Annotated in this window: 23 protein-coding genes and 1 pseudogene; 13 read left to right on the top strand and 11 right to left on the bottom strand. The window is 64.3% G+C overall.

Features of this window, described 5'->3' with window-relative positions; genetic code table 11:
* Positions 1-57 precede the first annotated feature (57 nt).
* The gene (locus tag P8R33_RS05330) at positions 58-999 is read left to right on the top strand and encodes a retroviral-like aspartic protease family protein (RefSeq protein ID WP_278327967.1); all 942 of its coding nucleotides are present in this window, start codon (positions 58-60) and stop codon (positions 997-999) included.
* A 46-nt stretch (positions 1,000-1,045) separates the two neighbouring features.
* The gene (locus tag P8R33_RS05325) at positions 1,046-2,860 is read left to right on the top strand and encodes an ABCB family ABC transporter ATP-binding protein/permease (RefSeq protein ID WP_278327966.1); all 1,815 of its coding nucleotides are present in this window, start codon (positions 1,046-1,048) and stop codon (positions 2,858-2,860) included.
* Here the strand turns inward: P8R33_RS05325 and P8R33_RS05320 are convergent, their stop codons facing one another.
* Positions 2,861-5,704 (bottom strand): M16 family metallopeptidase, encoded by a 2,844-nt coding sequence (locus P8R33_RS05320; protein WP_278327965.1) that lies wholly within the window; start codon positions 5,702-5,704, stop codon positions 2,861-2,863.
* A 396-nt stretch (positions 5,705-6,100) separates the two neighbouring features.
* On the opposite strand from P8R33_RS05320, the gene P8R33_RS05315 reads away from it, so the two are divergent.
* Positions 6,101-8,407 carry a tail fiber protein gene (locus P8R33_RS05315; protein ID WP_278327964.1) on the top strand — a complete coding sequence of 769 codons (2,307 nt, stop codon included), beginning with the start codon at positions 6,101-6,103 and terminating at the stop codon, positions 8,405-8,407.
* Positions 8,408-8,524: 117 nt separating this feature from the next.
* Positions 8,525-10,030: a SulP family inorganic anion transporter gene (locus P8R33_RS05310; RefSeq protein WP_278327963.1), complete on the top strand. Its 1,506-nt coding sequence runs from the start codon at positions 8,525-8,527 to the stop codon at positions 10,028-10,030.
* A 6-nt stretch (positions 10,031-10,036) separates the two neighbouring features.
* Here P8R33_RS05310 and P8R33_RS05305 read toward each other — a convergent pair whose 3' ends face one another.
* The 5 genes from P8R33_RS05305 to P8R33_RS05285 all read right to left on the bottom strand — a co-directional run bounded on the left by P8R33_RS05305 (position 10,037) and on the right by P8R33_RS05285 (position 13,950).
* Entirely contained in the window at positions 10,037-10,882 is an 846-nt protein-coding gene (locus tag P8R33_RS05305; RefSeq protein ID WP_347569032.1) for a glycosyltransferase family A protein, read from the bottom strand.
* A complete protein-coding gene (locus P8R33_RS05300; RefSeq protein ID WP_278327962.1) occupies positions 10,879-11,475 on the bottom strand; it encodes a methyltransferase domain-containing protein in 597 nt (198 codons plus the stop codon). The genes P8R33_RS05305 and P8R33_RS05300 overlap by 4 nt, the downstream gene beginning before the upstream one ends.
* Positions 11,476-11,573: 98 nt before the next feature.
* Positions 11,574-12,872, bottom strand: coding sequence for an ATP-dependent protease ATPase subunit HslU (gene hslU / locus P8R33_RS05295; RefSeq protein ID WP_278327961.1), 1,299 nt, complete (start codon positions 12,870-12,872; stop codon positions 11,574-11,576).
* A gap of 7 nt (positions 12,873-12,879) precedes the next feature.
* Positions 12,880-13,440, bottom strand: coding sequence for an ATP-dependent protease subunit HslV (gene hslV, locus P8R33_RS05290; protein WP_278327960.1), 561 nt, complete (start codon positions 13,438-13,440; stop codon positions 12,880-12,882).
* A gap of 48 nt (positions 13,441-13,488) precedes the next feature.
* Positions 13,489-13,950, bottom strand: a complete 462-nt coding sequence (locus tag P8R33_RS05285) for an outer membrane protein assembly factor BamE (protein ID WP_278327959.1) — start codon at positions 13,948-13,950, stop codon at positions 13,489-13,491.
* Between the two features lie 174 nt (positions 13,951-14,124).
* Between P8R33_RS05285 and P8R33_RS05280 the strand changes: the two genes are divergently transcribed.
* The 3 genes from P8R33_RS05280 to P8R33_RS05270 are packed head-to-tail and all read left to right on the top strand — an operon-like array spanning position 14,125 to position 16,206.
* A complete protein-coding gene (locus P8R33_RS05280; protein WP_278327958.1) occupies positions 14,125-14,643 on the top strand; it encodes a ubiquinol-cytochrome C chaperone family protein in 519 nt (172 codons plus the stop codon).
* Positions 14,640-15,176, top strand: a complete 537-nt coding sequence (locus P8R33_RS05275; RefSeq protein WP_278327957.1) for a YceD family protein — start codon at positions 14,640-14,642, stop codon at positions 15,174-15,176. The genes P8R33_RS05280 and P8R33_RS05275 overlap by 4 nt, the downstream gene beginning before the upstream one ends.
* A gap of 52 nt (positions 15,177-15,228) precedes the next feature.
* Positions 15,229-16,206 carry an acyltransferase family protein gene (locus P8R33_RS05270; RefSeq protein WP_278327956.1) on the top strand — a complete coding sequence of 326 codons (978 nt, stop codon included), beginning with the start codon at positions 15,229-15,231 and terminating at the stop codon, positions 16,204-16,206.
* A 50-nt stretch (positions 16,207-16,256) separates the two neighbouring features.
* Here P8R33_RS05270 and ssb read toward each other — a convergent pair whose 3' ends face one another.
* The 5 genes from ssb to P8R33_RS05245 all read right to left on the bottom strand — a co-directional run bounded on the left by ssb (position 16,257) and on the right by P8R33_RS05245 (position 20,412).
* Entirely contained in the window at positions 16,257-16,787 is a 531-nt protein-coding gene (ssb, locus tag P8R33_RS05265) for a single-stranded DNA-binding protein (RefSeq protein ID WP_278327955.1), read from the bottom strand.
* 81 nt (positions 16,788-16,868) lie between these two features.
* Positions 16,869-18,731: a ferrous iron transporter B gene (feoB, locus tag P8R33_RS05260; protein WP_278327954.1), complete on the bottom strand. Its 1,863-nt coding sequence runs from the start codon at positions 18,729-18,731 to the stop codon at positions 16,869-16,871.
* On the bottom strand, positions 18,728-18,967 hold the full coding sequence (locus tag P8R33_RS05255) for a FeoA family protein (RefSeq protein ID WP_278327953.1): 240 nt from the start codon (positions 18,965-18,967) through the stop codon (positions 18,728-18,730). The genes feoB and P8R33_RS05255 overlap by 4 nt, the downstream gene beginning before the upstream one ends.
* 163 nt (positions 18,968-19,130) lie before the next feature.
* The gene (locus tag P8R33_RS05250) at positions 19,131-19,823 is read right to left on the bottom strand and encodes a COQ9 family protein (RefSeq protein WP_278327952.1); all 693 of its coding nucleotides are present in this window, start codon (positions 19,821-19,823) and stop codon (positions 19,131-19,133) included.
* Positions 19,810-20,412, bottom strand: coding sequence for an ankyrin repeat domain-containing protein (locus P8R33_RS05245; protein WP_278327951.1), 603 nt, complete (start codon positions 20,410-20,412; stop codon positions 19,810-19,812). The genes P8R33_RS05250 and P8R33_RS05245 overlap by 14 nt, the downstream gene beginning before the upstream one ends.
* A gap of 87 nt (positions 20,413-20,499) precedes the next feature.
* Between P8R33_RS05245 and P8R33_RS05240 the strand changes: the two genes are divergently transcribed.
* The 6 genes and pseudogenes from P8R33_RS05240 to P8R33_RS05215 form a co-directional block, all read left to right on the top strand.
* Positions 20,500-21,093: an SCO family protein gene (locus tag P8R33_RS05240; protein WP_278327950.1), complete on the top strand. Its 594-nt coding sequence runs from the start codon at positions 20,500-20,502 to the stop codon at positions 21,091-21,093.
* Entirely contained in the window at positions 21,081-21,542 is a 462-nt protein-coding gene (locus P8R33_RS05235; RefSeq protein ID WP_278327949.1) for a YcgN family cysteine cluster protein, read from the top strand. Before P8R33_RS05240 ends, P8R33_RS05235 begins: the two co-directional genes overlap by 13 nt.
* Positions 21,539-22,261 (top strand): M48 family metallopeptidase, encoded by a 723-nt coding sequence (locus tag P8R33_RS05230; RefSeq protein ID WP_278327948.1) that lies wholly within the window; start codon positions 21,539-21,541, stop codon positions 22,259-22,261. The genes P8R33_RS05235 and P8R33_RS05230 overlap by 4 nt, the downstream gene beginning before the upstream one ends.
* 41 nt (positions 22,262-22,302) lie before the next feature.
* Positions 22,303-22,758 (top strand): hypothetical protein, encoded by a 456-nt coding sequence (locus P8R33_RS05225; RefSeq protein ID WP_278327947.1) that lies wholly within the window; start codon positions 22,303-22,305, stop codon positions 22,756-22,758.
* Positions 22,739-23,713 carry a bifunctional diaminohydroxyphosphoribosylaminopyrimidine deaminase/5-amino-6-(5-phosphoribosylamino)uracil reductase RibD gene (gene ribD, locus P8R33_RS05220; RefSeq protein ID WP_278327946.1) on the top strand — a complete coding sequence of 325 codons (975 nt, stop codon included), beginning with the start codon at positions 22,739-22,741 and terminating at the stop codon, positions 23,711-23,713. The genes P8R33_RS05225 and ribD overlap by 20 nt, the downstream gene beginning before the upstream one ends.
* A 17-nt stretch (positions 23,714-23,730) precedes the next feature.
* Positions 23,731-23,933, top strand: a pseudogene (locus tag P8R33_RS05215) (hypothetical protein); the annotation flags it as partial.

Below are 23,933 nucleotides of genomic sequence, written 5' to 3'. Positions count from 1 at the left end.
CTGGAGCCTGTCCCGCCCGCGTGGTATTACTCTATCTACGGATACGGGAGAGACCGCATGGCACACCGCAGCCTTGCCGCAATTCTGGCCTTGGGCCTCGCCACCACTGCCAGCGCGCAGCCGGATCAGGTCGAGGATGTCATCGGCGACGCGCCGGGCGACGAGACCACGCTGACAGCGGACCGCCACAAACGCATGACCGTGCCCGTCACCATCGCCGGCGAAGGCCCATACCGCTTCCTGATCGATACCGGCGCGCAGGCTACGGTGGTAACGCATCGTCTGGTCGAGGACCTCGCCTTGCGCCGGAGTGGCACGGCCACGCTGGTCGCCATGGGCAGTTCGCGGCAGGTCGAGACGGTCGAGCTCGACGATCTCGAATTCGCCAATCGAAGTGTCAGCGGCCTGATCTCGCCGCTTCTGCACACCAGCAATATAGGCGCCGACGGCATCCTCGGCCTAGACAGCCTGCAGGACACCCGCGTGCTGATCGATTTCCGCGAGCGCCGCATGTCCATCGCCGATGCCGAATACGAAGAGAGCAATTCCGGCTACGAGATCATCGTGCGGGCGCGCAAGAAACTGGGCCAGATGATCATCACCGATGCACGGATCGACGGTGTGCGTGCCGCCGTGGTGATCGACACCGGCGCCCAGAACAGCATCGCCAATCCGGTGCTGCTGCGCAAACTGCGTGCGCGGGAAAGACACGAGATCGTCAGCGTCGACGTCCTCGGTACCCAGCTGACCAGCCGCGCGACATTCCTGCGCAGCCTTCAGATCGGTCGCGCGGAAATGACCAATGTCCAGATCGGCTTCGCGGACAGCCCGATTTTTGCCGCACTCGGCCTGTCGCGTCGCCCCGCACTGGTGCTCGGCATGAACAACCTGCGCGTTTTCGACCGGGTCGCGATCGACTTCAGCACCAAGCGCATCCTGTTCGACATGCCGAGCCGCCGGGCTGAGCGAGACGAACCTCGCGAACACATGCCCGGCTGACACGGACCTTGCCTAGTGCAGGCCGCTACCCCAGATGGGCGCGGCAATGCCCCCCGATACCGCCACTTCCGACCAGCGCGACGATGCCGAGAGCTGGGCGACGATCCGCCGCTTCCTCCCCTATCTCTGGCCGGAGGGCAATCCGAAGCTGAAGCGCCGCATCGTCGGCGCGATGATGTTCGTGCTGCTGGCGAAGGCGACCACCCTCGCCCTGCCCTTCGCCTACAAGCGCGCCGTCGATGCGATGACCACACCCGCGAACGAAGCGGCGATGGTCGCGCTGGCCTTCGTGATCGCCTATGCGGCGGGCCGCTTCGCCGGCGTGGCATTCGACAATCTTCGCAACATCACTTTCGAGCGGGTCGGGCAGGAAGCGACGCGCAATCTCGCCGAAGACACCTTCGCTCGCCTGCATCAGCTGAGCCTGCGCTTCCATCTCTCGCGGCGGACAGGCGAAGTCACCAAGACGATCGAGCGCGGCACGAAGAGCATCGATTCCATGCTCTATTTCCTGCTGTTCAACATCGCCCCGACGATCCTCGAGCTGATCGCAGTGGGCGTGATCTTCTACATCAATTTCGGCTGGGAGCTGGTCGCCGCGACCGGCGCGACCGTGGTCGCCTATATCGCCATCACGCGCTGGATTACCGAATGGCGCACCAAGCTGCGCCGGCAGATGAACGATCTCGACGGGCAGGCGCTGGCCCGCGCGGTCGATAGCCTGCTGAATTACGAGACGGTGAAATACTTCGGCGCGGAAGGCCGCGAGCGCGAGCGCTATGGTCGCGCCGCGCATGCCTATGCCGAGGCAGCGGTGAAGAGCGAGAACTCGCTCGGCCTGCTCAACATCACGCAGGCGCTGATCATGAACCTGCTGATGGGCGGCGCCATGGCCTTCACCGTCTGGGGGTGGAGCCGGGGCGAGCTGACCACCGGCGACCTGGTGCTGGTCAACACCTACCTCATGCAGCTCTTCCGCCCGCTCGATATGCTCGGCTGGGTCTATCGCACGATCCGGCAGGGCATCATCGACATGGCCGCGATGTTCCGCCTGATCGACAGCGAAGTCGAGGTCGAGGACGTGCCCGGCGCGCCCGCGCTCATCGTGAACCGGCCGACTGTCGCTTTCGAGAATGTCGTGTTCGGCTACGAGAAGGACCGCACGATCCTTCACGGCCTCAGCTTAGAGGTGCCGGCGGGCAGCCATGTGGCCATCGTCGGACCTTCGGGCGCAGGCAAGAGCACGATCGGGCGGCTGCTGTTCCGCTTCTACGATCCGCAATCGGGCCGCATCCTGATCGACGGGCAGGACATCGCGCAGGTCACGCAGGCATCGCTGCGCGAAAACATCGGCATCGTCCCGCAGGACAGCGTGCTGTTCAATGACTCGATCGGCTACAACATCGCCTATGGCCGCCGCGAAGCGGAGCATCACGATATCGTCGGCGCGGCGCGGTCGGCGGCGATCCTTCCGTTCATCGAGCGACTGCCTGACGGCTTCGACACCGAGGTCGGCGAGCGCGGGCTTAAGCTTTCTGGCGGCGAGAAGCAGCGGGTCGCTATCGCTCGCACGCTGGTAAAGGATCCGCCGATCCTGCTGCTGGACGAGGCGACCAGCGCCCTCGACAGCCGTACCGAACAGGAAATCCTGCAGACGTTACGCCGCGTATCGGAGCACCGCACGACGCTGGCCATCGCGCACCGCCTGTCGACGATCGCCGATGCAGACCGCATCCTCGTGCTCGACCAGGGACGGCTCGCCGAAAGCGGGACGCATGGCGAGCTGCTGCGCGCAGGCGGCCTCTACGCCGACATGTGGGCCCGCCAGGCGGAAGACCGCCAGGCGGTAGAGCCCGTCTGATCAGTCGCCCGTAGCGGCAGCCGCCACCAGCGCGCTGGTCGAAAGATCCAGCGCATCGGCATCGACCACTTCGACATCGGGGCGGATTGCCTTGAGATCGTCGAGGAACTCGGCCGCATTGCCGACGATGAGGATGGTCGCCTTCTCCGAGCCCACATAATCCGCTGCAACCTGCGTGGCGGCTTCGGGCGAGACCGCTGCAAGGCGGTCCGCATAGCGCGCAGCTTCACCGGGCTCGAGTCCGTCGAACAGCAGGCCTGCAACGATGCTGTTGAAGCCCGACGAACTTTCCAGCGAGCGGGCGTAATTGCCGCCGAGGTAGAGCCGACGCTTGTCGAGCAACTCCTGCGCGATCGCTTCGTCGCCCAGCCGGTCGAATTCGTCGAGGAAGACCTGCACCACCTCGTCGGCGGTCGAGTTCTGGGTCTGCGCAGAAGCGACCAGCGTGTCCGACCCGACGCCGCTATAGGCGCCGTAGCTGATCGAGCGCTTCGTGCGGACCTCCTCGAACAGGCGTCCGCTGGACCCGCCGCCGAGGATCGCGTTCGCGAGCTCCGCTGCGTAGTAATTGCCGTCGGTCCGCGATGGCGCACGCATGCCGGCATATACCGCGGCCTGCCCAGCGTCGGGCATATCGATCACGACTGTGCGGACGGGCTGCGCCTCGCCGGTGGGATTGGCGATCTCGACCGGCGGTTCGCCCACGCCCTGCCAGTCGCCAAGCAGGGTCTGCGTCAGCTCGATCGCCCGTTCGGGAGCGATTCCGCCGCTGACGATCACCTGTGCGCGTGCCGGATGCCAGTATGTGCGGCGATGCTCGACCAGATCCTCGCGCGTGATCTGCGCCAGGCTCTCCTGCGTGCCACCCGGCAGCGTGCCGAAGGGCGAGTCGCCATAGAGCACAGGCCGCACTGCCATGCTCGCGATACCGCCCGGGTCCTTCAGCGTAGCCGCCAGCCCGTCGATCGCCCGCTTGCGCTCGCGCTCGAAGGCGGCCTGCGGATAATCTGCCGAGGTCAGGATGGTTGCGAGCACCTTGCCCGCCTCCTCCATATTGGCGACCGGCGCCGTCAAGCTGAAATAGGCGCCCTTCGATCCGGCAGTCGCGCCGAAGCTCGCCCCGAGGCTTTCGAGGCGGCGCGCGATTTCGGTTTCATCGAGACCGCCCGCGCCCTTGTCGGCCAATTGCGCGGTCAGCTGGGCCACGCCGGCCTTGGCGCGCTCGTCGCTGATCGAACCGCCCGGAACGAGCACCGTCATCGTCGCCAGCGGTACGTCGCCGGTCTGGGCAGCAACCACTTCGATGCCGTTGGACAAGGTCTGCTCGACGATCCGCGCGGCTTCGAGTTGCGGGCGCTGGCCGGGACCGGGCACGGTCTCGCGCACGTCTTCGGCAGCGACCGACAGCGGCTCACCCACCGCGTCGGGCAGGGTCTTGAAGGTCGGCATCGGATAGGGATTGGCATAGGCCGAAGGATCGTCCTCGCCCGCCGTATAGACGATGTCGGTCCGCGCATTCGGATTGTAGTAGGTCTGCGCCACGCGCTGGACATCGGCGGCCGTCACCGCCGCGATCGCGGCAAGCCGCTTGTCCGGGAAGGAGGGATCGCCCGTCGTCAGGAGCGCTTCACCGAGCTCGAAGGCCCGGCCGCGTGCGGTTTCTCGCGACCGCAGGGCGCTGGCGAGAAGTTCGTTCTTCGCTTCGGCGACTTCCGCCTCGGTCACGCCTTCGGATTTGATCCGCTCACGCTCGGCGACGAGAATGCCGCGCACTTCGTCGACATTGGCCTGCGGATTGATGACGGCGAACTGCGCCAGCACCCCGCCCTCTTCCTGCATGCCGACCTGGTGGATCGCTTGCACGGCCTTGCCACTGCGGACGAGGGCCGCGGCCATGCGGCTGTTATCGCCGCGCGACATGATCGCGTCGAGCACCTGCAGCGCGGGCGCATCGGGATGGGTGATTGCGGGCAGCTTCCACACAGTGCCGACCAGCGGCAACGGGACATTGGGCGCAGTTGCGGTGATGCTGCGCGGTTCGGTCCGTTCGGGGATATCGAGGTCGAAGGCGATCTCCACCGGGTTCTCGCGGCGCGGAATGTCGGCGAAATATTCGTCGACCAGGCTGCGCAGGTCGGCAACTTCGAAATTGCCGGCCACGATCAGCGTGGCGGTGTCCGGTCCGTAATAGGCCTGGTGGAAAGCGCGCGCATCGTCGAGTTCGGCAGACTCGAGCTGCTCGATGCTGCCGATGGTCGGGCGGCGATAGGGCGAGACGTCATAGGCGGCTTCGGGAATGACGAAGCTGCCGAAGCGGCCATAGGGCGGCGCAAGCACGCGCTGGCGCAATTCTTCCTTCACCACGTCGCGTTCCTTGTCGAACACGTCCTGATCGATCACGGGAAAGGCCATCCGCTCGCGGTGGGTCCAGAGCATCGCCTCGAGATACTCGGCCGGGACGATCTCGAAATAATTCGTGCGATCGGCATTGGTCGTCGCATTGCGCGTGCCGCCGACATCGGCGGTGAGGCCGTAGATGAGGTTGTACGGCATGTTCAGCGTCTTGCGGCTGAGGATATGCTCGAACAGATGCGCGAAACCGCCACGCCCCTCGGGGTCGGACTTGGAGCCTACCTCGTACCACATCGATGTCGTCACCGTGCCAGTCGAGGCGTCCGGGATGGCGATGACCTGAAGCCCGTTGTCGAGCGTCCAGCGCTCGTACTCGATTTCGGGGGCGACGACCGCTCCGGTGCTGTCGGCAATGTGATCGTCGGCAACGGCAGGCGCCGCGGCAATGATGGCAAGCGAAGCCGCACCGGCGGCAAGGATGTGACGGAACATTAAACGGACCCCTCGTCTCGATTACGCAAAACGTTCGAACACCTTGGACGCGATCGGCCAATAGGACAACCGCCCTAGCCTGTGAACGGACGACAGCGTTGGCCTCCAAAGATCCGCAACGCCGAACATGTCACGCCTTGTCCTGCAACATGGCCCGCAGGACCAATCCTTACCCGACTACCCGTTGCCCTACGCCACAAGACGCACCCGATCGCACGTCGAAACCAAATGATTCTATGCTGGAATTACGACCCGCAAGTTTCGGCTCCGAAAATCGAACAATGATGGACAATGCACGATTTTTATCACGTTGCAGCAGAATTGGACCCGTATATAGTGCGACCCGCGCGCGGCCGATACGGGATCGAATGCCGCGGGGTAAAGTGGGGTTGAATCATGCATTCAAAATACGACGCTTCCATGCTGCGTGCGTGGGACAGCAATGGTTTCGGTTCATCAGAGAGCGAGTTTGCAGATGCGTCGAAAAAAACGCATGCTGCCGAGGTAGCCAATCCGGTTTCCAACGTTCAGCCGTATCTGTCGGTCAACCAACTCATCAACCTGTACGGCTTATATCCCTCACGTGATGGAGGCTCGGGCGGCGAAATTTCATTGGGTTATGTCCTCCAGTTCGCCGGAAATTTCGCTCCACGCGAGACGGCATTTGCCAGCGGCCAGCTCCTGCCCATCTCGCAAAACACCGCGCTCTTTTCCATCGTCGGCACCACTTTCGGTGGAGACGGCTGGACGACCTTCGCCCTTCCCGACCTCGATGGGCATGTGGCGATCGGGGCAGGATTTAACGGGACAACCTCTTTCGGAGCTGGTTCGTATCATGGAAGCGATACCTTCTCGATCACCGAAGCCAACCTTCCTACGTCATTCGGCGGTGGGGGTATGGAGATTTCGAATTACGAAACCAGTCTCGCGCTGAACTATGTTATCCATGCGGGTAGCGGGACGGGCGCCAATATCGCCGGATCGGTCCATGGTTTCATCGGCAATTTCGATCCCAATGGCGCCATGATCTGCGATGGCCGCGAACTGGCCATCGCCGACTATCCCGAGCTTTTCGCCGCGATCGGCACCACATATGGCGGAGACGGTGTAACCACCTTCAATATCCCCGACCTGACAGGACGGAACATCGTTGGCGCGGGTCAGGGACCGGGGCTCACCGCGCGGGATGTGGGGGATCTCGTCGGAAGCGACTCGATCCGGCTCGATGATATTAACCTCCCGACCTATGTCGGAGGGAACGGGGCATCGGCCGATAACATGCAGCCAGGCGTGGTCATGCAGGTACTGATCTGCATGACCGGTATCTTTCCCTCGCGAAACATGGAGGATATCGGGAAGGCCGATGGCCTCGAGGGGGACGTCCCGTTCCTTGGGCAGATGATCTACTATGCCGGCACGGATATCCCCGACGGCTGGGTGGCAGCGAGCGGGCAGTTGCTGAGCATTGCGCAGAACCAGGCGCTCTTCAGCCTTCTGGGCACAACATATGGCGGCGACGGAAGGACGACTTTCGCACTTCCGGACCTGCGCGGTCGTACCATGACCGGGGTGGAGTATTATCCCGGCGTCCGGGCAGGCAATGAAGACCTCAATCTGTCCCCCTCCAACATACCCGGCCGCACCCAGGATGGCGATGAATTCGACAATGCCATCCTCGGAAGCGACTTTGCCGACACGTTCCGCGGCCTTGCTGGAACCGATACGCTGACCGGGAACGGCGGCGCGGACGCGCTCTACGGCGGCAACGGCGACGATATTCTCGATGGCGGAGCCGATAACGACATGCTGGATGGCGGTTTCGGCAATGATACGATGCGCGGTGGCAGCGGCGATGATTTCTATCGCCTGGTCGATCCCGGCGACGTCGTGATCGAAAACGCCGGAGAAGGCATCGATACGGTGCAGTCGGTCATGTCGTTCGCCCGACTGGGGGCCAATGTCGAAAATCTGATCCTTGCCGGCTGGGAAAGCTCCGACGGCTTCGGAAACGCCATGGCCAACGAGATTACCGGCAACTCCTACGCCAACACGCTTTACGGGGTTGGCGGTGACGACACGATCAACGGCCGCGGCGGAAAGGACACCATTTTCGCAGGCTCCGGCAACGACATCGTTTACGGCGGCAATGCTGGCGACGAGATCTATGGCGGCATCGGTAACGACGAATTGTGGGGCGAGAACGGATGGGACACAATCCATGGCGGATCTGGCGCCGATTCGATCGGCGGTGGTGAAGGCAATGACGTATTGTTTGGAGGTGATGGTGCGGATCAGCTGATCGGCGAAGCTGGGGACGACATGGTATATGGCGGCGCTGGAAACGATGTTGTTTCGGGCGGCGCTGGCGTCGATACTCTGACTGGTGGGGACGGAGCCGATGTTTTCATCTTCTTCGCGGGCGATCTGGAAGCCGCTGGCAACCGGATTACAGACTTCCAGCAGGCCCAAGGGGACGTAATAGATCTGGCCCCAATCGACCCGGTTAACAATGGCGAATCCGACGCCTTTGCGTTTATTGGAACCGACGCGTTTTCGAACACTGCAGGCGAATTGCGGTTCGAACAGGATGTCGCTAGTAATGAGACCGTGGTCGAAGGCGATATCGATGGCGATGGCCTCGCAGACTTCGTAATCCGGCTCGACGGGCTGGTCGACCTGACCCTCACCGACTTCAGCCTCTAGCCTTACCCAGTGCAGCCACCTGGGGTTGTGCTGCGCTGCAACATGAGCCAAAGGGCGTCCGATCATCCGGGCGCCCTTTTTCTTGCGCCCGCCCCTGACATCTGACGGACTGACATCATGCCCAACCTCGCGGCCATCAAGCGCGATTGGTACTCCAACATCCGTGGCGACATGCTGGCCGGCCTCGTCGTTGCGCTTGCCCTGATCCCCGAAGCGATTGGCTTTTCGATCATCGCGGGTGTCGATCCGCGTGTGGGCCTTTATGCCTCGGTCGCCATCGCCATGGTGATTGCCTTCACCGGCGGGCGGCCCGGCATGATCAGCGCCGCGACTGCCGCGGTGGCGGTCGTCGTCGTCCCGTTGGTGCGCGATTACGGGATCGAATACCTGTTCGCCGCCACCATCCTGATGGGGATCTTCCAGGGCATCGCGGCGCTGCTGCGGCTCGACCTGCTGATGCAATTCGTCAGCCGTTCGGTCATCACCGGCTTCGTCAATGCGCTGGCGATCCTGATCTTCATGGCGCAGCTGCCCGAGCTCACGCTTGGCAATCCCGGCGTGACCTGGATGACCTATGCCATGGTCGCGGCTGCGCTGGCGGTGATCTACCTGCTGCCGAAGCTGACCACCGCTGTCCCCAGCCCGCTGGTGGCCATCGTGATCCTGACCGCGCTCAGCATCTGGATCGAAGCTCCGGTCAATACCGTCGCCGACATGGGCGAGCTGCCCGAAGGCCTGCCCTATTTCGCCCTGCCCGATGTCCCGCTGACTTGGGAAACATTGCGCATCATCGCGCCCTATTCGGCAACCATGGCGGCAGTCGGCCTTCTGGAAAGCCTGCTCACCGCGCAGATCGTCGACGACATGACGCATACCGGCAGCGACAAGCGCCGCGAGAGCGCGGGCCAGGGCGTCGCCAATGTCGTCGCCGCAATGTTCGGCGGCATGGGCGGCTGCGCCATGATCGGCCAGTCTGTCATCAACGTGACCAGCGGCGGCCGTGGCCGGTTGTCGACCTTTACGGCGGGCCTTTCGCTGCTGATCTTGCTCGCCCTGCTCGGCGATCTCGTCGGCCAGGTGCCGATGCCCGCGCTGGTGGCGATCATGATCATGGTTTCGATCGGAACCTTCAGCTGGAACTCGATTCCCAACCTTACCAAGCATCCGTGGCAGTCGAGCGTCGTTATGGTCGCCACCGTCGTGGTGGTCGTCGCGACGCATAATCTCGCGCTGGGCGTACTGGCGGGCGTCATCCTGTCGGGCGTGTTCTTCACCCACAAGGTGATGACCATGTTCGAGGTCGTACGCGAACGCAACGGCGATACGGCGATCTACCGCGCGAAGGGCCAGATCTTCTACGCCAGCGTGGAGCGGTTCGAAGCCGCGCTCGGCCCCGAAAGCACCCAGCCCGATCCGGCGGACCACGTCATCATCGACGTGCGCAAGGCGCATTTCTGGGACATCTCGGCCATTGGCGCGCTCGACAAGGTGGTCGAGCGCATGCGCCGGAACGGGCGTAGCGTGCAGGTGCGCGGCCTCAACAAGGCGAGCAGCGATCTGGTCGATAAATTCGCGCTGACCGACAAGACCGGCGTCGAAATCGGTCTCGCCCCGCATCCGTAGGGCGAGCTAACCGGCGGCGCGCGCCATTGCGGCAAGCGCCTGCCGGTCGAACCACCACAGGCGCGGATCGCGGCGCGGGCGGAACTGCGGCAGGTAGCGCGGGTAGAGCGACGCCAATCGGTCCGGCAGTGCCGTCGGCCCCGGCCCGCGCATGATGTCGCTGACGATCCGGTTCTGGAAATGGCGCAGGCTGTAATTGCGCATCCGGCGTGCCTGTAGCAGCAGGTCGCTTGGTGTCAGTTGTACGGGATCGCACAGGAAGGAAGCACCCTCGACCGTAGCGACCCGCTCGTCCTGCCAGTCGTCTTCATTGTCTAGATCTGTTTTGGCGAGAGCGCAGAGCAGGCCATCGTCGCCGATCAAATCGTTCGGCAGGCGGATGTCCTTTTTGCGTATGCGGGCAACGAAATCGCCGTACAGCGCATAGAGATCGCCGAACAGTCCGTGCTCGCGCCGCATCTGCTCGCGATAAGCATCGACGCGGCGACCATTGCCGGGAAACGCGGACGCCGCATTCACGTCCCCATCGTCCAGCCGCCCCACCAGCGCGGCAATCGAACCCGGCTGGACCTGGGCGTCGCCGTCCACGAAGACGAAGTGTCGCCCGGCGGGCGCTGGATCGTCGAATACGAAGCGGTTCCAGCTGCGCGACTTGCCGCCCTGCTCCCAGTCGTGGACCGTGACCCTGTCGTAGCCGCGGGCGATCTGAGCCGTGCGATCGGTCGTCCCGTTGACGACAACATGGATGTCGTAGCCCGCCTCGCCCAGCGGCAGGCTTTCGAGGCAGCGCGCGATCCGCCGTTCTTCGTTATGCGCCATCACCGCGATGGCGACCGGCAGGGTCTCGCTCATTCCGGTTTGCGGGCTATGGCCCACACGGTGACGGGAAAGTCCGGTTCGTTCTTCAAGCGCCGCTGCCAGCCGGTCCGCGCCCAGCGGTCGAGATTGGCCTTCACCGCGTTGCGATTGCCCCACGATCCGGTTTCGATCCTCGCCTCGTCGAACCCGACCTCGGCTAGGAAGTTGCGCATGCCGAGTTCGGTCCAGCGCGTGCAGTCTACCGGCACGGCGTGCTGGCGGATCATGAAGGGCGTGATGTTGATGAAAATCCCGCCCGGCTTCAGCATCTGCAGCACATGCTCGGCCGCGCGATAGGGGCGCACGAGGTGCTCCCACACATTATCGGCAATGCAGATATCGAATTGCCGATCGAGCACATGGTCGCAGATGTCGTATTCGGGCCAGTTCATCTCGGTGTAACTGCCCCAGTCGCGCTCACGCCATTTCCAGCCCGCCGCGATCTCCAGCACGTCCATCTCCTGCACCGGCAGGGTGTCGAGAAATGCATCGATCGTGCGATAGGCGACCGTGCGCGTGATGTGCGTCTTGTCGTAACCGACCGCGCGCGCGACACGCTCTGCAAGGGCGATGGCTTGCTGCTTCATGCAGGCCCCCTAGCGCCGAATGTCTAAAATCGATTTACCGTCCACATGATCATGCTGGCGCGATGCGGACGGTAAATCAATCGCTCACGATATCGGCGTCAGAGAATATACTTCGACAGGTCGGTATCGCCGGACAAATCGTCGAGCCGCTCGCGCACATAGTCCGCGTCGATGATGACGGTCTCGCCCTCATGCTCCTCGGCTTCGAAACTGATGTCTTCGAGCAGCCGCTCCATCACCGTCTGCAAACGACGGGCGCCGATGTTCTCGACGCTCTCGTTCACCCGTGCGGCGATCTTCGCGACTTCGGCGATCGCCTCGTCGGTAAAGTCGAGCGCGACCTTCTCGGTGCCGAGCAGCGCGGTGTATTGATCCACCAGGTTGGCGCGCGTTTCCCTGAGGATGCGGACGAAGTCCTCCTCCGTCAGCGCGCGCAGTTCGACGCGGATCGGCAGGCGGCCCTGGAGTTCGGGCAGCATGTCGCTCGGCTTGGCGACGTGGAACGCGCCGCTGGCGATGAAGAGCACGTGATCGGTCTTCATTGGGCCGTATTTCGTGGCCACGGTGGTGCCCTCGATCAGCGGCAACAGGTCGCGCTGCACACCTTCGCGGCTCACCGAACCGCCGCGCACGTCGCTGACGGCGATCTTGTCGATCTCGTCGAGGAAGACGATGCCATTGGTCTCCGCATTTTCCAGCGCGACGCGGTTGACGTCGTCCTGGTCCATGCGCTTCTCGGCCTCTTCCTCCACCAGCCGGTCCCACGCATCGGGCACCTTGAGCTTGCGGCGCTTGAGGTTGGACTTTCCCATCGCCTTGCCGAGCATGTCGGAGAGGTCGATCATGCCGACATTGCCGGGCATGCCGGGGATTTCCATGTTCGACTGCGGCTGGTCTTTCACCTCGATCTCGACTTCCGTGTCGTTCATCGAGTTGTCGACGATGCGCGCGCGGAAGGCCTCACGCGTGGCTTCGCTGGCATTGTCGCCGACGAGCGCGGTCAGCAGGCGGTCCATCGCGGCCTCGCTCGCGGCTTCGCGGACAGCCTCGCGGCGGCGTTCCTTCTCCAGCCGGATAGCTTCTTCGGCCAGGTCGCGGGCGATCTGTTCGACGTCGCGGCCGACATAGCCGACCTCGGTGAACTTGGTCGCCTCGACCTTGACGAAGGGTGCCTCGGCCAGCCGCGCCAGACGCCGGCTGATCTCGGTCTTGCCGCAACCGGTGGGGCCGATCATCAGGATGTTCTTGGGCGTCACCTCGTCGCGCAGGTCGCGATCGAGCCGCTGGCGGCGCCAGCGATTGCGCAGGGCCACGGCCACGGCGCGCTTGGCGTCCTTCTGGCCGATGATGTGCTCGTCCAGCGCGGCGACGATCGCCTTGGGGGTCAGATTGTCCATTGTGTTCTCAGACCTCTTCGACGGTCACATTGCCATTAGTGAAGACGCAGATGTCGGCGGCGACCTTCATCGCTTTCCGCGCGATCTGCTCGGGATCGTCCTCGTATTCGGCGATCGCCTTGGCCGCGGCCAGGGCGTAATTGCCGCCCGATCCGATCGCGGTGATGCCGCCTTCGGGTTCGAGCACATCGCCATTTCCGGTGAGGACGAGAAGGTTCTCCTTGTCCGCAACGATCATCAACGCTTCCAGATTGCGCAAATACTTGTCCGTGCGCCAGTCCTTGGTCAGCTCCACCGCGGCGCGCAGGAGCTGGCCGTTGTATTGCTCGAGCTTTTTCTCCAGCCGCTCGAACAGGGTGAAGGCATCGGCGGTCGCGCCGGCGAACCCGGCTACGACCTTGCCGTCCTCGCCGATGCGGCGGACCTTGCGGGCATTGGGCTTCATCACCGTGTTGCCCATGGAGACCTGGCCGTCCCCGGCAATCACGATCCGGTCGCCGCGTTTGACGCCGACGATGGTGGTGGAGTGCCACTGGACGATGCCGTGGCTTTCGCTGTGTGAACTCATGCCGCGCGATATGGGGCGCGCGCCGAATGGGTCAAGCCGCCGGAAGGATTACTGCTGCTGGCCGCCAACGCCCGGCGCACCGACCGCGCCGATATTGCCGAACAGGTCTTCGAGGAAGCTGCGCTCCCGGCCCAGCGTCGGCGTCTCGTCGCCATCGGGGCGCAAATACGCCACCTGGTCGATACCGCTGCGGTCCGCAGCCACGACATTGCCCGCCGCGTCGAAGCGCACGGCAAGCACCTGGTGCTGTTCGATCCGCGGACGCACGAACGGCTTGCGGCCCGTGGTGCTCGACACGTAATACCAGGTCGGCTCGCCGAACTGACTGGTGAAGGTCGGGCGGCCCAGCGTGCCGGCGACCGACTGCTGGTTGTCGATGCCCGGCTGGATCGACTGGGTCAGTACCGGATCGACGATATAGCCGCGCGTTTCGCGGATCGGCTGGCACGCAGCGGTAGCTACACCGGCAAGGGCAATGGCGCAGAGGCCGACAATCTTGGTCCTGTTCATGGGAACAGCAAATCTCCGTCTTCAAGTCCGCTTGGCCGCGTGGGCGTGCGTCCCTATATGCTCGGCCAACGCCTTAGTCGCAAAGCATCGGCCCATGCAATGTCACTGTTGCCGATCGCTTGGGGATCAGCGACTGGAGATCGCGGCCTGTATTGCCGCTGAACGGAGATGCGCATGTCCTTTTTCGCCCGCCTGTTCGGCCTGTCCAACGATCCGCGCGAGGAATGGCGCCCGCTGTGGCACCGCGTGGTAGAGGAAGCGCGCGATCCCGACTGGTACCGCATGTGCGGCGTCGCGGATTCGCTGGAGGGCCGCTACGACATGGTTACGCTGGTGCTGGCGCTGGTGATGCTGCGGCTGGACGATGCGGGCGAGGAAGGCAGCAACGCCAGCGCCCGCCTGACCGAGCTGTTCGCCGAGGATATGGAAGGCCAGCTGCGCGAGGCCGGGATCGGCGATCCGACCGTCGGCAAGAAGCTCGCTGCCGTGATGGCCAGCATGAACGGCCGCATCGGCGCCTATCGCGATGGGCTGCGCAGCGATCCCAAGGTGCTGGTGGAGGCGGTGCGGCGCAATGTCACCATGGCTCAGCCCGACGAGGCCGAGGCGCTTGTCCAGCGCATGGCGGCGCTGCACGCGCGGCTGGAGCGGACAGGTTTCGAGACGCTGCACAAGGGGGAAATCGCCGCATGAGCGCGCCCGAACTCGTCCGCCTCGTCAAACCGCGCGCGCTGCCTGCCGAAGCCATGACGATTACTGCCGACACGGCCGAGCGCGAGGCGCTGGCCGAAAGGTTCGGCGTGACGGCGGTCGATGCCCTCAACGCCCATGTCGAATTCGAGACCAAGGATGGCGCGGTGCTCGCGAACGGCCGCCTCCTGGCCACCATCGAACAGCCCTGCGCCGTGACGCGCGAGCCGCTGACCTACGATGTCGAGGAGCCGTTGACCCTGCGCTTCGTCCCCGCCGGATCGGTGCCGGACTACGCGCCCGACGAGGAAATCGAACTCGACAGCGAGGACCTCGACGAGATTGAATATGAAGGCGACAGCTTCGACCTCGGCGAAGCCATCGCGCAGACGCTGGCGCTGGCCATCGACCCCTACCGCGAAGGACCTGGAGCGGACGACGCGCGCAAGGCTGCGGGGATCGTCAGCGATGAAGAAGAAGCGCCGAGCGGGCCGCTGGCGGAGGCGTTGGCGGCGTTAAAGGGTGGTGAGAGCTAGCAATTGCATTGGCCAGACTGACGATTACACATTTGCTGCGCGATCCATCCCGATGAGAGATTCGTACTGGGACGGAATCAAAGGTGTCGCAATTCTCGCAGTAATCGCGCTCCATGTTTCGACGGCTGCGACAAGCTTTCCAGTCGAGAGCTTCAACTACAAGTTCGGGGTCGTCCTTCGCCAGTTTATCAATTGGCCGGTCGCGGTGTTCTTCTTCACCTCGGGCCTGTTCTCTGAGCCGAAGAAACCTGACTACCGCCGCTCCCGCTCTGTGCGTATCCTGCTACCATACGTGTCGTGGGGTGCGATCTATACCGCGTGGGGTCTCATTCGGGGACAGACGTTCGAACCGTTGTCATTCTTCGACGGCACCATCATCGGCGTCGGTTATTTCGTGGTCGTCCTGCTTTGCCTGACTCTTTTATCGCCCTTGTTCTGGCGAATGCGGAGCGTCTCCGGTTTGATCATGATATTCTCGGCCGCCTCGCTTACCTTCGCTTACTATTTCCGCCTGATCGACACGGCAAGCGTGTGGTCGCGGTTCCCGTATTCCGCTTTGCCGTTCTTCGTTTGGGCGCCATTCTATCTGATCGGCATTGAGTTACGAAAGAAAGGAATCGAACCGAGCCGAGCGGGATTGGTAGTCTCAGCAATCGCGGTGAGCTTGGGGATTATGCTGTCGTTGGCGGAGGCAAGCTATCTTGGCGACAACACCGGACTCGCAGTCTCGCAGATCAAGGGTTCGTCGTTTTTTACATCGCTAGCGGTGATCGCGCTGATCTATAATGCGAGGCCATATTTGAAGTTGCGCTCTTTCGCGTGGTTAGGGCTTTCGAGCTACGCAATCTATCTCTCGCACATGTTCGTGCTGAGCCGCTTGCGCGGGGTTTTGGAAGGGACAGCGCTTTTCGAGCAGCAACCGATTTACTTCACGGCTTCATTCACACTCGTGGCAGCGACGATGGTCGCGATGGTCGCGGTTGCTAGAAAGCTACCCATTGGCCTCAGACACAACCTAATCGGGGCGTAGAGAGCGATGCTCCAAGAGATCGGAGAACGCCGCGCAAGGCAACCAAGCCCTCAGAACGGAATATCGTCGTCGAGGTCGTCGTAGTTCGAGCCGCCGCCGGAACCGCCCGAGCTGCCGCCCGAAGAGCCGCCGCCGCTGCGCCAGTTGTCGCCGCCACCGGAGCTCTGTCCGCCGCCGCCCTGGTCCCAATTGCCGCCGCCGCGCTGGCCACCGCCGCCGCCGCCGCCCGACGCACCGTCGAGCATGGTCAGCGTGCCGCCGAGGCCGCGGATGACGACTTCGGTCGAATAGCGGTCGTTGCCCGACTGGTCCTGCCACTTGCGGGTCTGCAGCTGGCCTTCGATGTAGACCTTGGAGCCCTTGCGCAGATAGCGTTCGACCACGCCGACGAGGCCTTCGGAGAAGATCGCGACGGTGTGCCACTCGGTCCGCTCCTGGCGCTCGCCGGTGTTGCGGTCCTTCCACGTCTCGCTGGTCGCGATGCGCAGGTTCGCGACCTTGCCGCCGTTCTGGAAGCTGCGGATCTCGGGATCGGCCCCGAGGTTTCCGATGAGCATGACTTTGTTGAGGCTACCGGCCATCGAATCGTCCCTTCGTGTCTGTTGCACGTGGCCTATCGGATGGGTTGGCGAACTGCCACCCCCGCACCGCCTTACCCACACTCAGAGACCGAGCGCCACCGCGCCCCAATATGTCAGGCCCGCAAACACGTATGCCAGCGCGAAGAGGTACACGAGCATGAAGGTCGGCCATTTCCACCCGTTAGTCTCTCGCCGGGCCACCGCGATGGTCGAGATGCATTGCGGCGCGAAGACGAACCACGCGAGGAAGGCGAGCGCGGTCGGCAGGCTCCACAGTGCGGCGATCTTGTCGGTCACGCCCTCGGCCGCAACCTCCTCGTCCGCCGCGTCCACGGCATAGGTCGTGGCTAGCGCGGAAACAGCGACTTCGCGCGCAGCCATGGCGGGAACCAGTGCAAGACTCATCTCGCGGTTGAAGCCGATCGGTTCGAGGATCGGGTGGAGCCCGTCCGCCACCATCCCCGCGACGCTCGCGTCCATCTGGCTCTCGCCGGGCTCGGCCTTGGGAAAGCTCAGCATCAGCCACAGCGCTATCGTCACCACGAAGATGATCGTGCCTGCGCGCCGCAGGAACACCCAAGCGCGCTGCCACAGCCCGATGGCGAGGTCCTTGAGGCGCGGCAGCTGGTAGCGCGGCATTTCCATAATGAAGCCGCTCGCCGCGCCCTTCGCGACCGTACGTCGCAGCACCAGCGCGGCCGCCATCGCGCCCACGATCCCTGCGACATAGAGCACGAACAACACCAGTCCCTGAAGCCCGATGCCCGGCCCGATGCTGGTCTGCGGGATGACCGCCGCGATGATCACCGCATAGACGGGCAAGCGGGCCGAGCACGTCATCAGCGGCGCGATCAGGATCGTCGTCAGCCGGTCTTTCGCATCGGGAATGCTGCGCGTAGCCATGATGCCGGGAATGGCGCAGGCGAAGCTGGACAGCAGCGGGATGAAGCTTTTGCCCGACAGGCCCACGCCCGCCATCAGCCGGTCCATCAGGAAGGCCGCCCGCGCCATGTAACCGCTCGCCTCCATCACCAGGATGAAGAAGAACAGGATCACGATCTGCGGCAGGAAGACGACCACCGACCCCACACCCGCGAGCACGCCCTCGGTGAGGAAATCACGCACGAAGCCTTCCGGCATGGTGTCGGTGACGAGCGCGGAGACAGCGCCCACCCCGCCCTCCAGCGCATCGGCGAAGGGGGTCGCCCAGGCGAACACTGCCTGGAAGATCACGAACAACAGGCCGAACAGGATCACCGGGCCGATCCACGGATTGAGCAGCACGCGGTCGATGCCGTTCTCGATCGTGTGGCGCGTCGATTTGGAGAGGATCGCGCCTTTTGCCATGTGCTTGGCCGCCAGCCGCCGCTCGGGCAGGGTCAGGTGCCAGCGGCTATGCGCCTCCTCATCGGCATGCGCATCGGCTTCGGCAATGGCCTGCGCCAGTTCGGGCAGGCCCTTCCGGCGCACGGCGACTGTCGGGATTACCGGCACGCCGAGCGCTTCGGAAAGCGCCTCCGGATCGAGCGTCAGCCCGTCGCGTTCTGCAAGGTCGACCATGTTGAGCGCGACCACGGTCGGCCGGCCGAGCTCGAGCACTTCCTGCGCAAAGACGAGATGTTGCTCGAGATTGGCGGCATCGAGCACCAGCACCAGCACATCGGGTGCGGCCTCGCCCTCGAACTCGCCATGGACGAGCTTCCGGGTCACCTCCTCATCCGGGCTGGCAGCATCGAAGCTGTACGCGCCGGGCAGGTCGATCAGCTCGCGCGCTTCGCCATTCGGCAGCGCCAGGCGTCCGGCCTTTCGCTCCACGGTGACGCCGGGATAGTTGGCGATCTTCTGCCGCGCGCCGGTCAGCGCGTTGAACAGTGCCGACTTGCCCGAATTGGGATTGCCGACCAGCGCAACCTTGTGGTGGCGGATGGGATCGTCGCGGCTCATGCGGGCTCCACCTCGATGGCGAGCGCGTGCGCGCGGCGCAGTGCGATGGTCATGCGGCCGATACGGATGGCCAGCGGGTCGCGCGTGCCGAAGACGCCACGATGGATCACGGAGACTTCCGCTCCCTCGTCCACACCCAGGGCCTTGAGGCGCTTGCCTTCGTCCTCGGCCAGCGCAGCCCAGTCCACCGCGGTAATGCGCGCGGATTTCTCATGTTCGAACGCGTCGAGAGTCATGCGCAGCGCCCTGTCAGAAGCGCGCGCTTGTTGCAACCGATTATCAATAGCGTGCGTTTGCGTTGAGCAGCCGCATCCGCGGCTGCGTCTTCGCTAGACGTGCAGCAAGCTGTACCCGCTGCGGGCGAGCGGTCGCTGTTGCCGGGCCTCCGCCGGCCCGGATTTAGCGCGCAGGGTAGCGCAGCCGGCCTAGGAACCGCGTGACGCTAAAGCTCTCGCGATCCGGGTTGAGCCACTTGGCCTTCACCTTTTCGAACTTCATGACGCCGTCGATCCGGCGTTCCAGAAATGCGCGGGTCTCGGCCTTGTTCTCGCTCTCGTCCTCGACGAACACGGCCAGCGTCGCGCCGTAGATGGAAGCGAGGATGGCACGCTTGGTATAGTGATTGTAATCGGTCGCAGTGTCGCCCGCGAGCCGCCACATGATATCGGCGCTGTTCCAGCCGGTCTTCAGCGCGGTCGGTACGTTTTGCGGCATAGCCATGATCGCCAGAGCGCGGCGCAGTGATTCTTCCAGGCCAAGCACAGAGTCGAGCCGGTACTGCACCAGGCTACGAATGCGTTCGCGGATTTTCATCTCGGCCAGCTTTTCCGCTGGCATGTCGAGGATCATCTGGCGATCGATCGTCTCGATCCATGCGCGGATCATGCCCATCGCGCCGTGGTCCTTGAAGGCGAGCCGGGCCACGTCGCGATCGGCGCCCAGCTGGTCCGCCGCCATCTCCAGCGCAGCATCGGTCCAGCCGTCGAACACTGCCGCATCGGCAATGCCGGGCGCCAGCGCCAGCCGCAGCTCGTCGAGCGTCAGGTCCTCGACCAGTAGCTCTTCATCGAGTCTCGCGTCAGTTGGGGCCATAAACCGGCGCCGCCTTTCCTTTTTCCGCAATCGCTGCGTCGAGTGCAGCCAGCACCTGCGATCGTCCGCCGAGGAGCTCGGCATAATCCCTCGCGGTGCGGCCCGAGCTATCCGTGCGCAGCGGATCCGCCCCCTTGTCGACAAGCAGGCGGATCATCTCCACATCGCGGCGATGGACGGCAGAAATGAGCGGCGTTTCGCCGGCAGCGTTCGTGACATTTGCCGACGCTCCCCCGTCCAGCAGTGCTTCGACCGCTTCCAGCGAGCCGATCTGCACGGCGACTTCCAGCGGCGATTCGCCGTCGCGTGTTTCGAGATTGGGATTGGCACCCTTGCCGAGCAGGAACTTGATCCACACCGCATCGCGGCGCTGCGCTGCGATGTGCAGGGCCGTCTCTCCGCTGGTGATATCGCGCGAATTGACAAGGACGTTGCCGGGCTGCGCGAGCAGCTCGTTCACCTTGCCACCGTCGCGATCTTTGACCGCCTCGAGGAACTCGTATCCCTCGCGCTTGCGCTGGGCCTGCGCGGGTGCTGCCACCATCGCCAGCGCCGCCGCGCCCAGGATCGCGTGAACAATCCGTTTCATCTCGTCGTCTACCCCTGATTTTTCCGCATGCGAATGCGGGGTCGTCTCTTGAACAGAGGCAATTAGCAGACCATGAACCGGGATGCCATGCTTCCTCGCAATCCCCTATCTATCGCTATCGCCCTCGCCCTTGCCGGATGCTCCTCCGACAGTAGCGCTCCGACGGAACCACCACCGCTCGAGGGTGCCAGCATCGGGGGCGATTTCACCCTGACAGGCGAGAACGGCGATCCGGTGAGCTGGAGCGATTTCGACGGGCAGTACCGCACGATCTACTTCGGCTACACCTATTGCCCGGACGTCTGCCCGGTCGACGTGCAGCGCGCGATGGCAGGCCTCAAGCTGTTCGAAGAGCAGCACCCGGAGCGCGCCGCTCAGATCCAACCGCTGTTCGTCGGCGTCGATACGGCACGCGACACGCCGGAGGTGCTCACCGAATTCACCGACAATTTCCATCCGCGCCTGATCGGGGCGACCGGTGACGAGGAAACGCTGACGAGCGTCGCGCAGCAGTTCGCCGCCAGCTTCTCCAAGGGCGAGGAGACCGAGGCCGGCGGCTATCTGGTCAATCACACCAATGTCACCCTGCTCTTCGGACCGGAAGGAGAACCGCTCGCCACCCTGCCGACCGACGAAGGAGCCGAAGCAGTCGCCACGGAACTGGACAAATGGGTGCGCTGAGGGACCGCTTCTGGGAACGGCCGCTGGCCGAACTCGACCAGGCCGAGTGGGAGGCGCTGTGCGATGGCTGCGGACGCTGTTGCCTGCACAAGGTCGAGTACGAGGATACGGGCGAGATCGAGCACACCAATGTGGCTTGCAAGCTGCTCGACTGCCAGAGCGCGCGCTGCACGGACTACAAGCGGCGCAAGGCCTTCGTGCCCGATTGCCTGCAGCTTACGCTCAGGATCGTCGACAAGGTCGAATGGCTGCCGCCGACCTGCGCCTATCGCCTGCGTGCCGAAGGACAGCCGCTACGGCCCTGGCATTATCTGATCAGCGGCGACCGCGAGGATGTGGTGCGCGCTGGCGTGTCGGTGGCCGGTCGCGTGATCCCGGAAACCGAGGCCGGGCCGCTCGAACACCACGTCGTCGACTGGGGCGATGAGGACGAGGACCAGGCGGCGTGATCGACTGGCTTCGCCGCGAAGCGCTGGAGCCGGAGATCGAGATTGCCGGGCGCGTCCTGCCGATCGAACTCAATCGCAACCGGCGCGCCAAGCGCCTGACCCTGCGCCTTGCCCCCGACGGCAGCGCGGTGCGGATCACCCTGCCGCACTGGTGCCGCAGCGTGGAGGCCTTGGCCTTCGCCCATGCGCGCGCCGATTGGCTGGGCGAGCAGCTGGCCAAGGTTCCAGAGCGGCGCGATCCACTCGGCGAAGGGAAGCTCACATATTGCGGTCATGAGGTGCGGATCGGCTGGTCCGCCGATCATCCCCGCAAACCCGTGCTCGACACGACCGGCGTTCGTGTTGGCGGACCACAGGAAACGCTCACGAGAAGATTGCAACGCTGGCTGGAGGCCGAGGCGCAGCGCCTGTTTGCCCAAGACGCGCAGGACTACTGCAGCCGTGCCGATCTTACTGTCGCCGACGTGCGCCTGACTCGGGCCAAGCGGCGCTGGGGAAGCTGCTCCAGAGAGGGCGTGCTGCGCCTCAACTGGCGGCTGGTGCAAGCGCCCGGTTTCGTCCGGCGATCCGTCGTCGCGCACGAAGTCGCGCATCTTGTCCACTTCGACCATTCGCCCGCCTTCCACGCGCTGCTGGACGAGCTGTTCGAAGGCAACATCGAGGATGCGAACGCCTGGCTCGGTCAGCACGGACGCACCCTTTACGCCGCCTTCGGCTGAGCGTACTGGCAAGGTTCAGCAAACATGCCTATCTTGACCGCATGCGATTGAAGAGCAGATTCCACGTTAAATCCGGCGTCACCGACCTCTGGGACTATGTCCGCGAACCACGCCCCTTCCGCTGGACCCTGTTGCTGCTGTCGGCGATGATCCCGGCCGGCGCGCTTCTTGCGCTGTCCCAGGAATCGCATCTGCGCCCGCCCGATCCGCCCAAGGTGACCTTCATCAATACCTTCGCGGAAGGCCGGACGGACGAGGAAATCCGTCTCAGCAACATCGAAAATCAGCGGCGCAAGGAAGCGCGGGAAGCCGAGCGCGCCGAACTGCTCGAGCGCAAGGTCGAGGCTTACAAGACCTTGGGCCGCGCGACCGGGCTCGATGTCGATGAGATGGCGCGCGAGGCCGAAGTCGAAAATGCGCGCGAAGCGGCGGAAGCCGAAGCGCGCCAGCGGGAATATTACCAGGCGGGCGAGACGGTTGCAGCCGGAACCGAATGACGCACGCTGGCTGGCGGCGGCAGCGCGGCTGGCATCGCGTGGCCGCCCGCTGAGCCGCCCGAACCCCGCAGTCGGCTGTGTTCTCGTCAAGGACGGCCGCGTCGTCGGCCGCGGATGGACGCGGGAAGGCGGCCGACCGCATGCCGAGGCTGCGGCGCTCGACCATGCAGGAGAGGCTGCGAGAGGTGCGACGGCCTATGTCACGCTGGAACCTTGCGCCCACCGATCGCCGCGCGGGCCGGCCTGCGCGGATCGCCTGATCGAGGCCGGCGTTGCGCGAGTTGTGGTCGGTGTCGAAGATCCCGACCCGCGTACCGCTAGCGAGGGCATCGCCCGTTTGTCGTCCGCCGGTATCGCCGCTACCCTTTTTCCCAGTGCCGAGGCCAAGGCAAGCCTTGCGGGCTATCTCACCCGCGCCACCAAGGGCCGGCCACACGTAACACTCAAACTCGCGACGTCGCTCGACAGCTGCATCGCCTTGGCCGACGGGCAGAGCCAGTGGATCACCGGCGAAGCCGCGCGCGCGCATGTCCATTCGCGCCGCGCGCTGGCTGACGCCATCCTGGTCGGCGGCGGGACCTGGCGGGCCGACAAGCCTCGCCTCGACGTGCGCCTGTCCGGACTGGAACACCGCAGTCCGCAACGCATCCTGCTGACGCGCGGTATCCCGCCCGACGGGGTCAAGGTCATCAATGCTCCGGGCCAGATCGACCGGCTGGATGGCGTGCAATATCTCTATGTCGAGGGCGGTGCGCAGGTCGCGGCCAGTTTTCTCGCCGAGGACCTCGTCGATCGCATCGAACTCTACCGCGCACCCATCATGATCGGCGCAGGCAAACACGCGCTGGGCGATATCGGCCTCGCATCGCTGGACAAGGCGCACGGCCGCTGGACGCTTGTCGAGCAGCGCCAGCTTGGCAGCGACACTTACCAAGCCTACAGCCGAACGCGCTGACAGGAGATACTGCACACATGTTCACCGGTATCGTGACCGCCATCGGCACCATCGAAAGCGCCGAGCAGCGCGGCGATTTGCGCGTCGTGGTCGCTTGCCCCTTCGATCCGGAGGCGATCGATATCGGCGCGTCCATCGCCTGTGGCGATATCGGCCTCGCATCGCTGGACAAGGCGCACGGCCGCTGGACGCTTGTCGAGCAGCGCCAGCTTGGCAGCGA

This window comes from Qipengyuania flavescens (assembly GCF_029688735.1).
Lineage (GTDB): Bacteria > Pseudomonadota > Alphaproteobacteria > Sphingomonadales > Sphingomonadaceae > Qipengyuania.
Note: the sequence above shows the minus strand (reverse complement) of the source record. Positions and strands in the feature narration are given on the sequence as shown.

Coding starts and splice junctions, on each gene's coding strand:
- P8R33_RS05330 (WP_278327967.1), top strand. CDS start 58: ATGGCACACCGCAGCCTTGCCGCAATTCTGGCCTTGGGCCTCGCCACC.
- P8R33_RS05325 (WP_278327966.1), top strand. CDS start 1,046: ATGCCCCCCGATACCGCCACTTCCGACCAGCGCGACGATGCCGAGAGC.
- P8R33_RS05320 (WP_278327965.1), bottom strand. CDS start 5,704: ATGTTCCGTCACATCCTTGCCGCCGGTGCGGCTTCGCTTGCCATCATT.
- P8R33_RS05315 (WP_278327964.1), top strand. CDS start 6,101: ATGCATTCAAAATACGACGCTTCCATGCTGCGTGCGTGGGACAGCAAT.
- P8R33_RS05310 (WP_278327963.1), top strand. CDS start 8,525: ATGCCCAACCTCGCGGCCATCAAGCGCGATTGGTACTCCAACATCCGT.
- P8R33_RS05305 (WP_347569032.1), bottom strand. CDS start 10,882: ATGAGCGAGACCCTGCCGGTCGCCATCGCGGTGATGGCGCATAACGAA.
- P8R33_RS05300 (WP_278327962.1), bottom strand. CDS start 11,475: ATGAAGCAGCAAGCCATCGCCCTTGCAGAGCGTGTCGCGCGCGCGGTC.
- hslU (WP_278327961.1), bottom strand. CDS start 12,872: ATGGACAATCTGACCCCCAAGGCGATCGTCGCCGCGCTGGACGAGCAC.
- hslV (WP_278327960.1), bottom strand. CDS start 13,440: ATGAGTTCACACAGCGAAAGCCACGGCATCGTCCAGTGGCACTCCACC.
- P8R33_RS05285 (WP_278327959.1), bottom strand. CDS start 13,950: ATGAACAGGACCAAGATTGTCGGCCTCTGCGCCATTGCCCTTGCCGGT.
- P8R33_RS05280 (WP_278327958.1), top strand. CDS start 14,125: ATGTCCTTTTTCGCCCGCCTGTTCGGCCTGTCCAACGATCCGCGCGAG.
- P8R33_RS05275 (WP_278327957.1), top strand. CDS start 14,640: ATGAGCGCGCCCGAACTCGTCCGCCTCGTCAAACCGCGCGCGCTGCCT.
- P8R33_RS05270 (WP_278327956.1), top strand. CDS start 15,229: ATGAGAGATTCGTACTGGGACGGAATCAAAGGTGTCGCAATTCTCGCA.
- ssb (WP_278327955.1), bottom strand. CDS start 16,787: ATGGCCGGTAGCCTCAACAAAGTCATGCTCATCGGAAACCTCGGGGCC.
- feoB (WP_278327954.1), bottom strand. CDS start 18,731: ATGAGCCGCGACGATCCCATCCGCCACCACAAGGTTGCGCTGGTCGGC.
- P8R33_RS05255 (WP_278327953.1), bottom strand. CDS start 18,967: ATGACTCTCGACGCGTTCGAACATGAGAAATCCGCGCGCATTACCGCG.
- P8R33_RS05250 (WP_278327952.1), bottom strand. CDS start 19,823: ATGGCCCCAACTGACGCGAGACTCGATGAAGAGCTACTGGTCGAGGAC.
- P8R33_RS05245 (WP_278327951.1), bottom strand. CDS start 20,412: ATGAAACGGATTGTTCACGCGATCCTGGGCGCGGCGGCGCTGGCGATG.
- P8R33_RS05240 (WP_278327950.1), top strand. CDS start 20,500: ATGCTTCCTCGCAATCCCCTATCTATCGCTATCGCCCTCGCCCTTGCC.
- P8R33_RS05235 (WP_278327949.1), top strand. CDS start 21,081: ATGGGTGCGCTGAGGGACCGCTTCTGGGAACGGCCGCTGGCCGAACTC.
- P8R33_RS05225 (WP_278327947.1), top strand. CDS start 22,303: ATGCGATTGAAGAGCAGATTCCACGTTAAATCCGGCGTCACCGACCTC.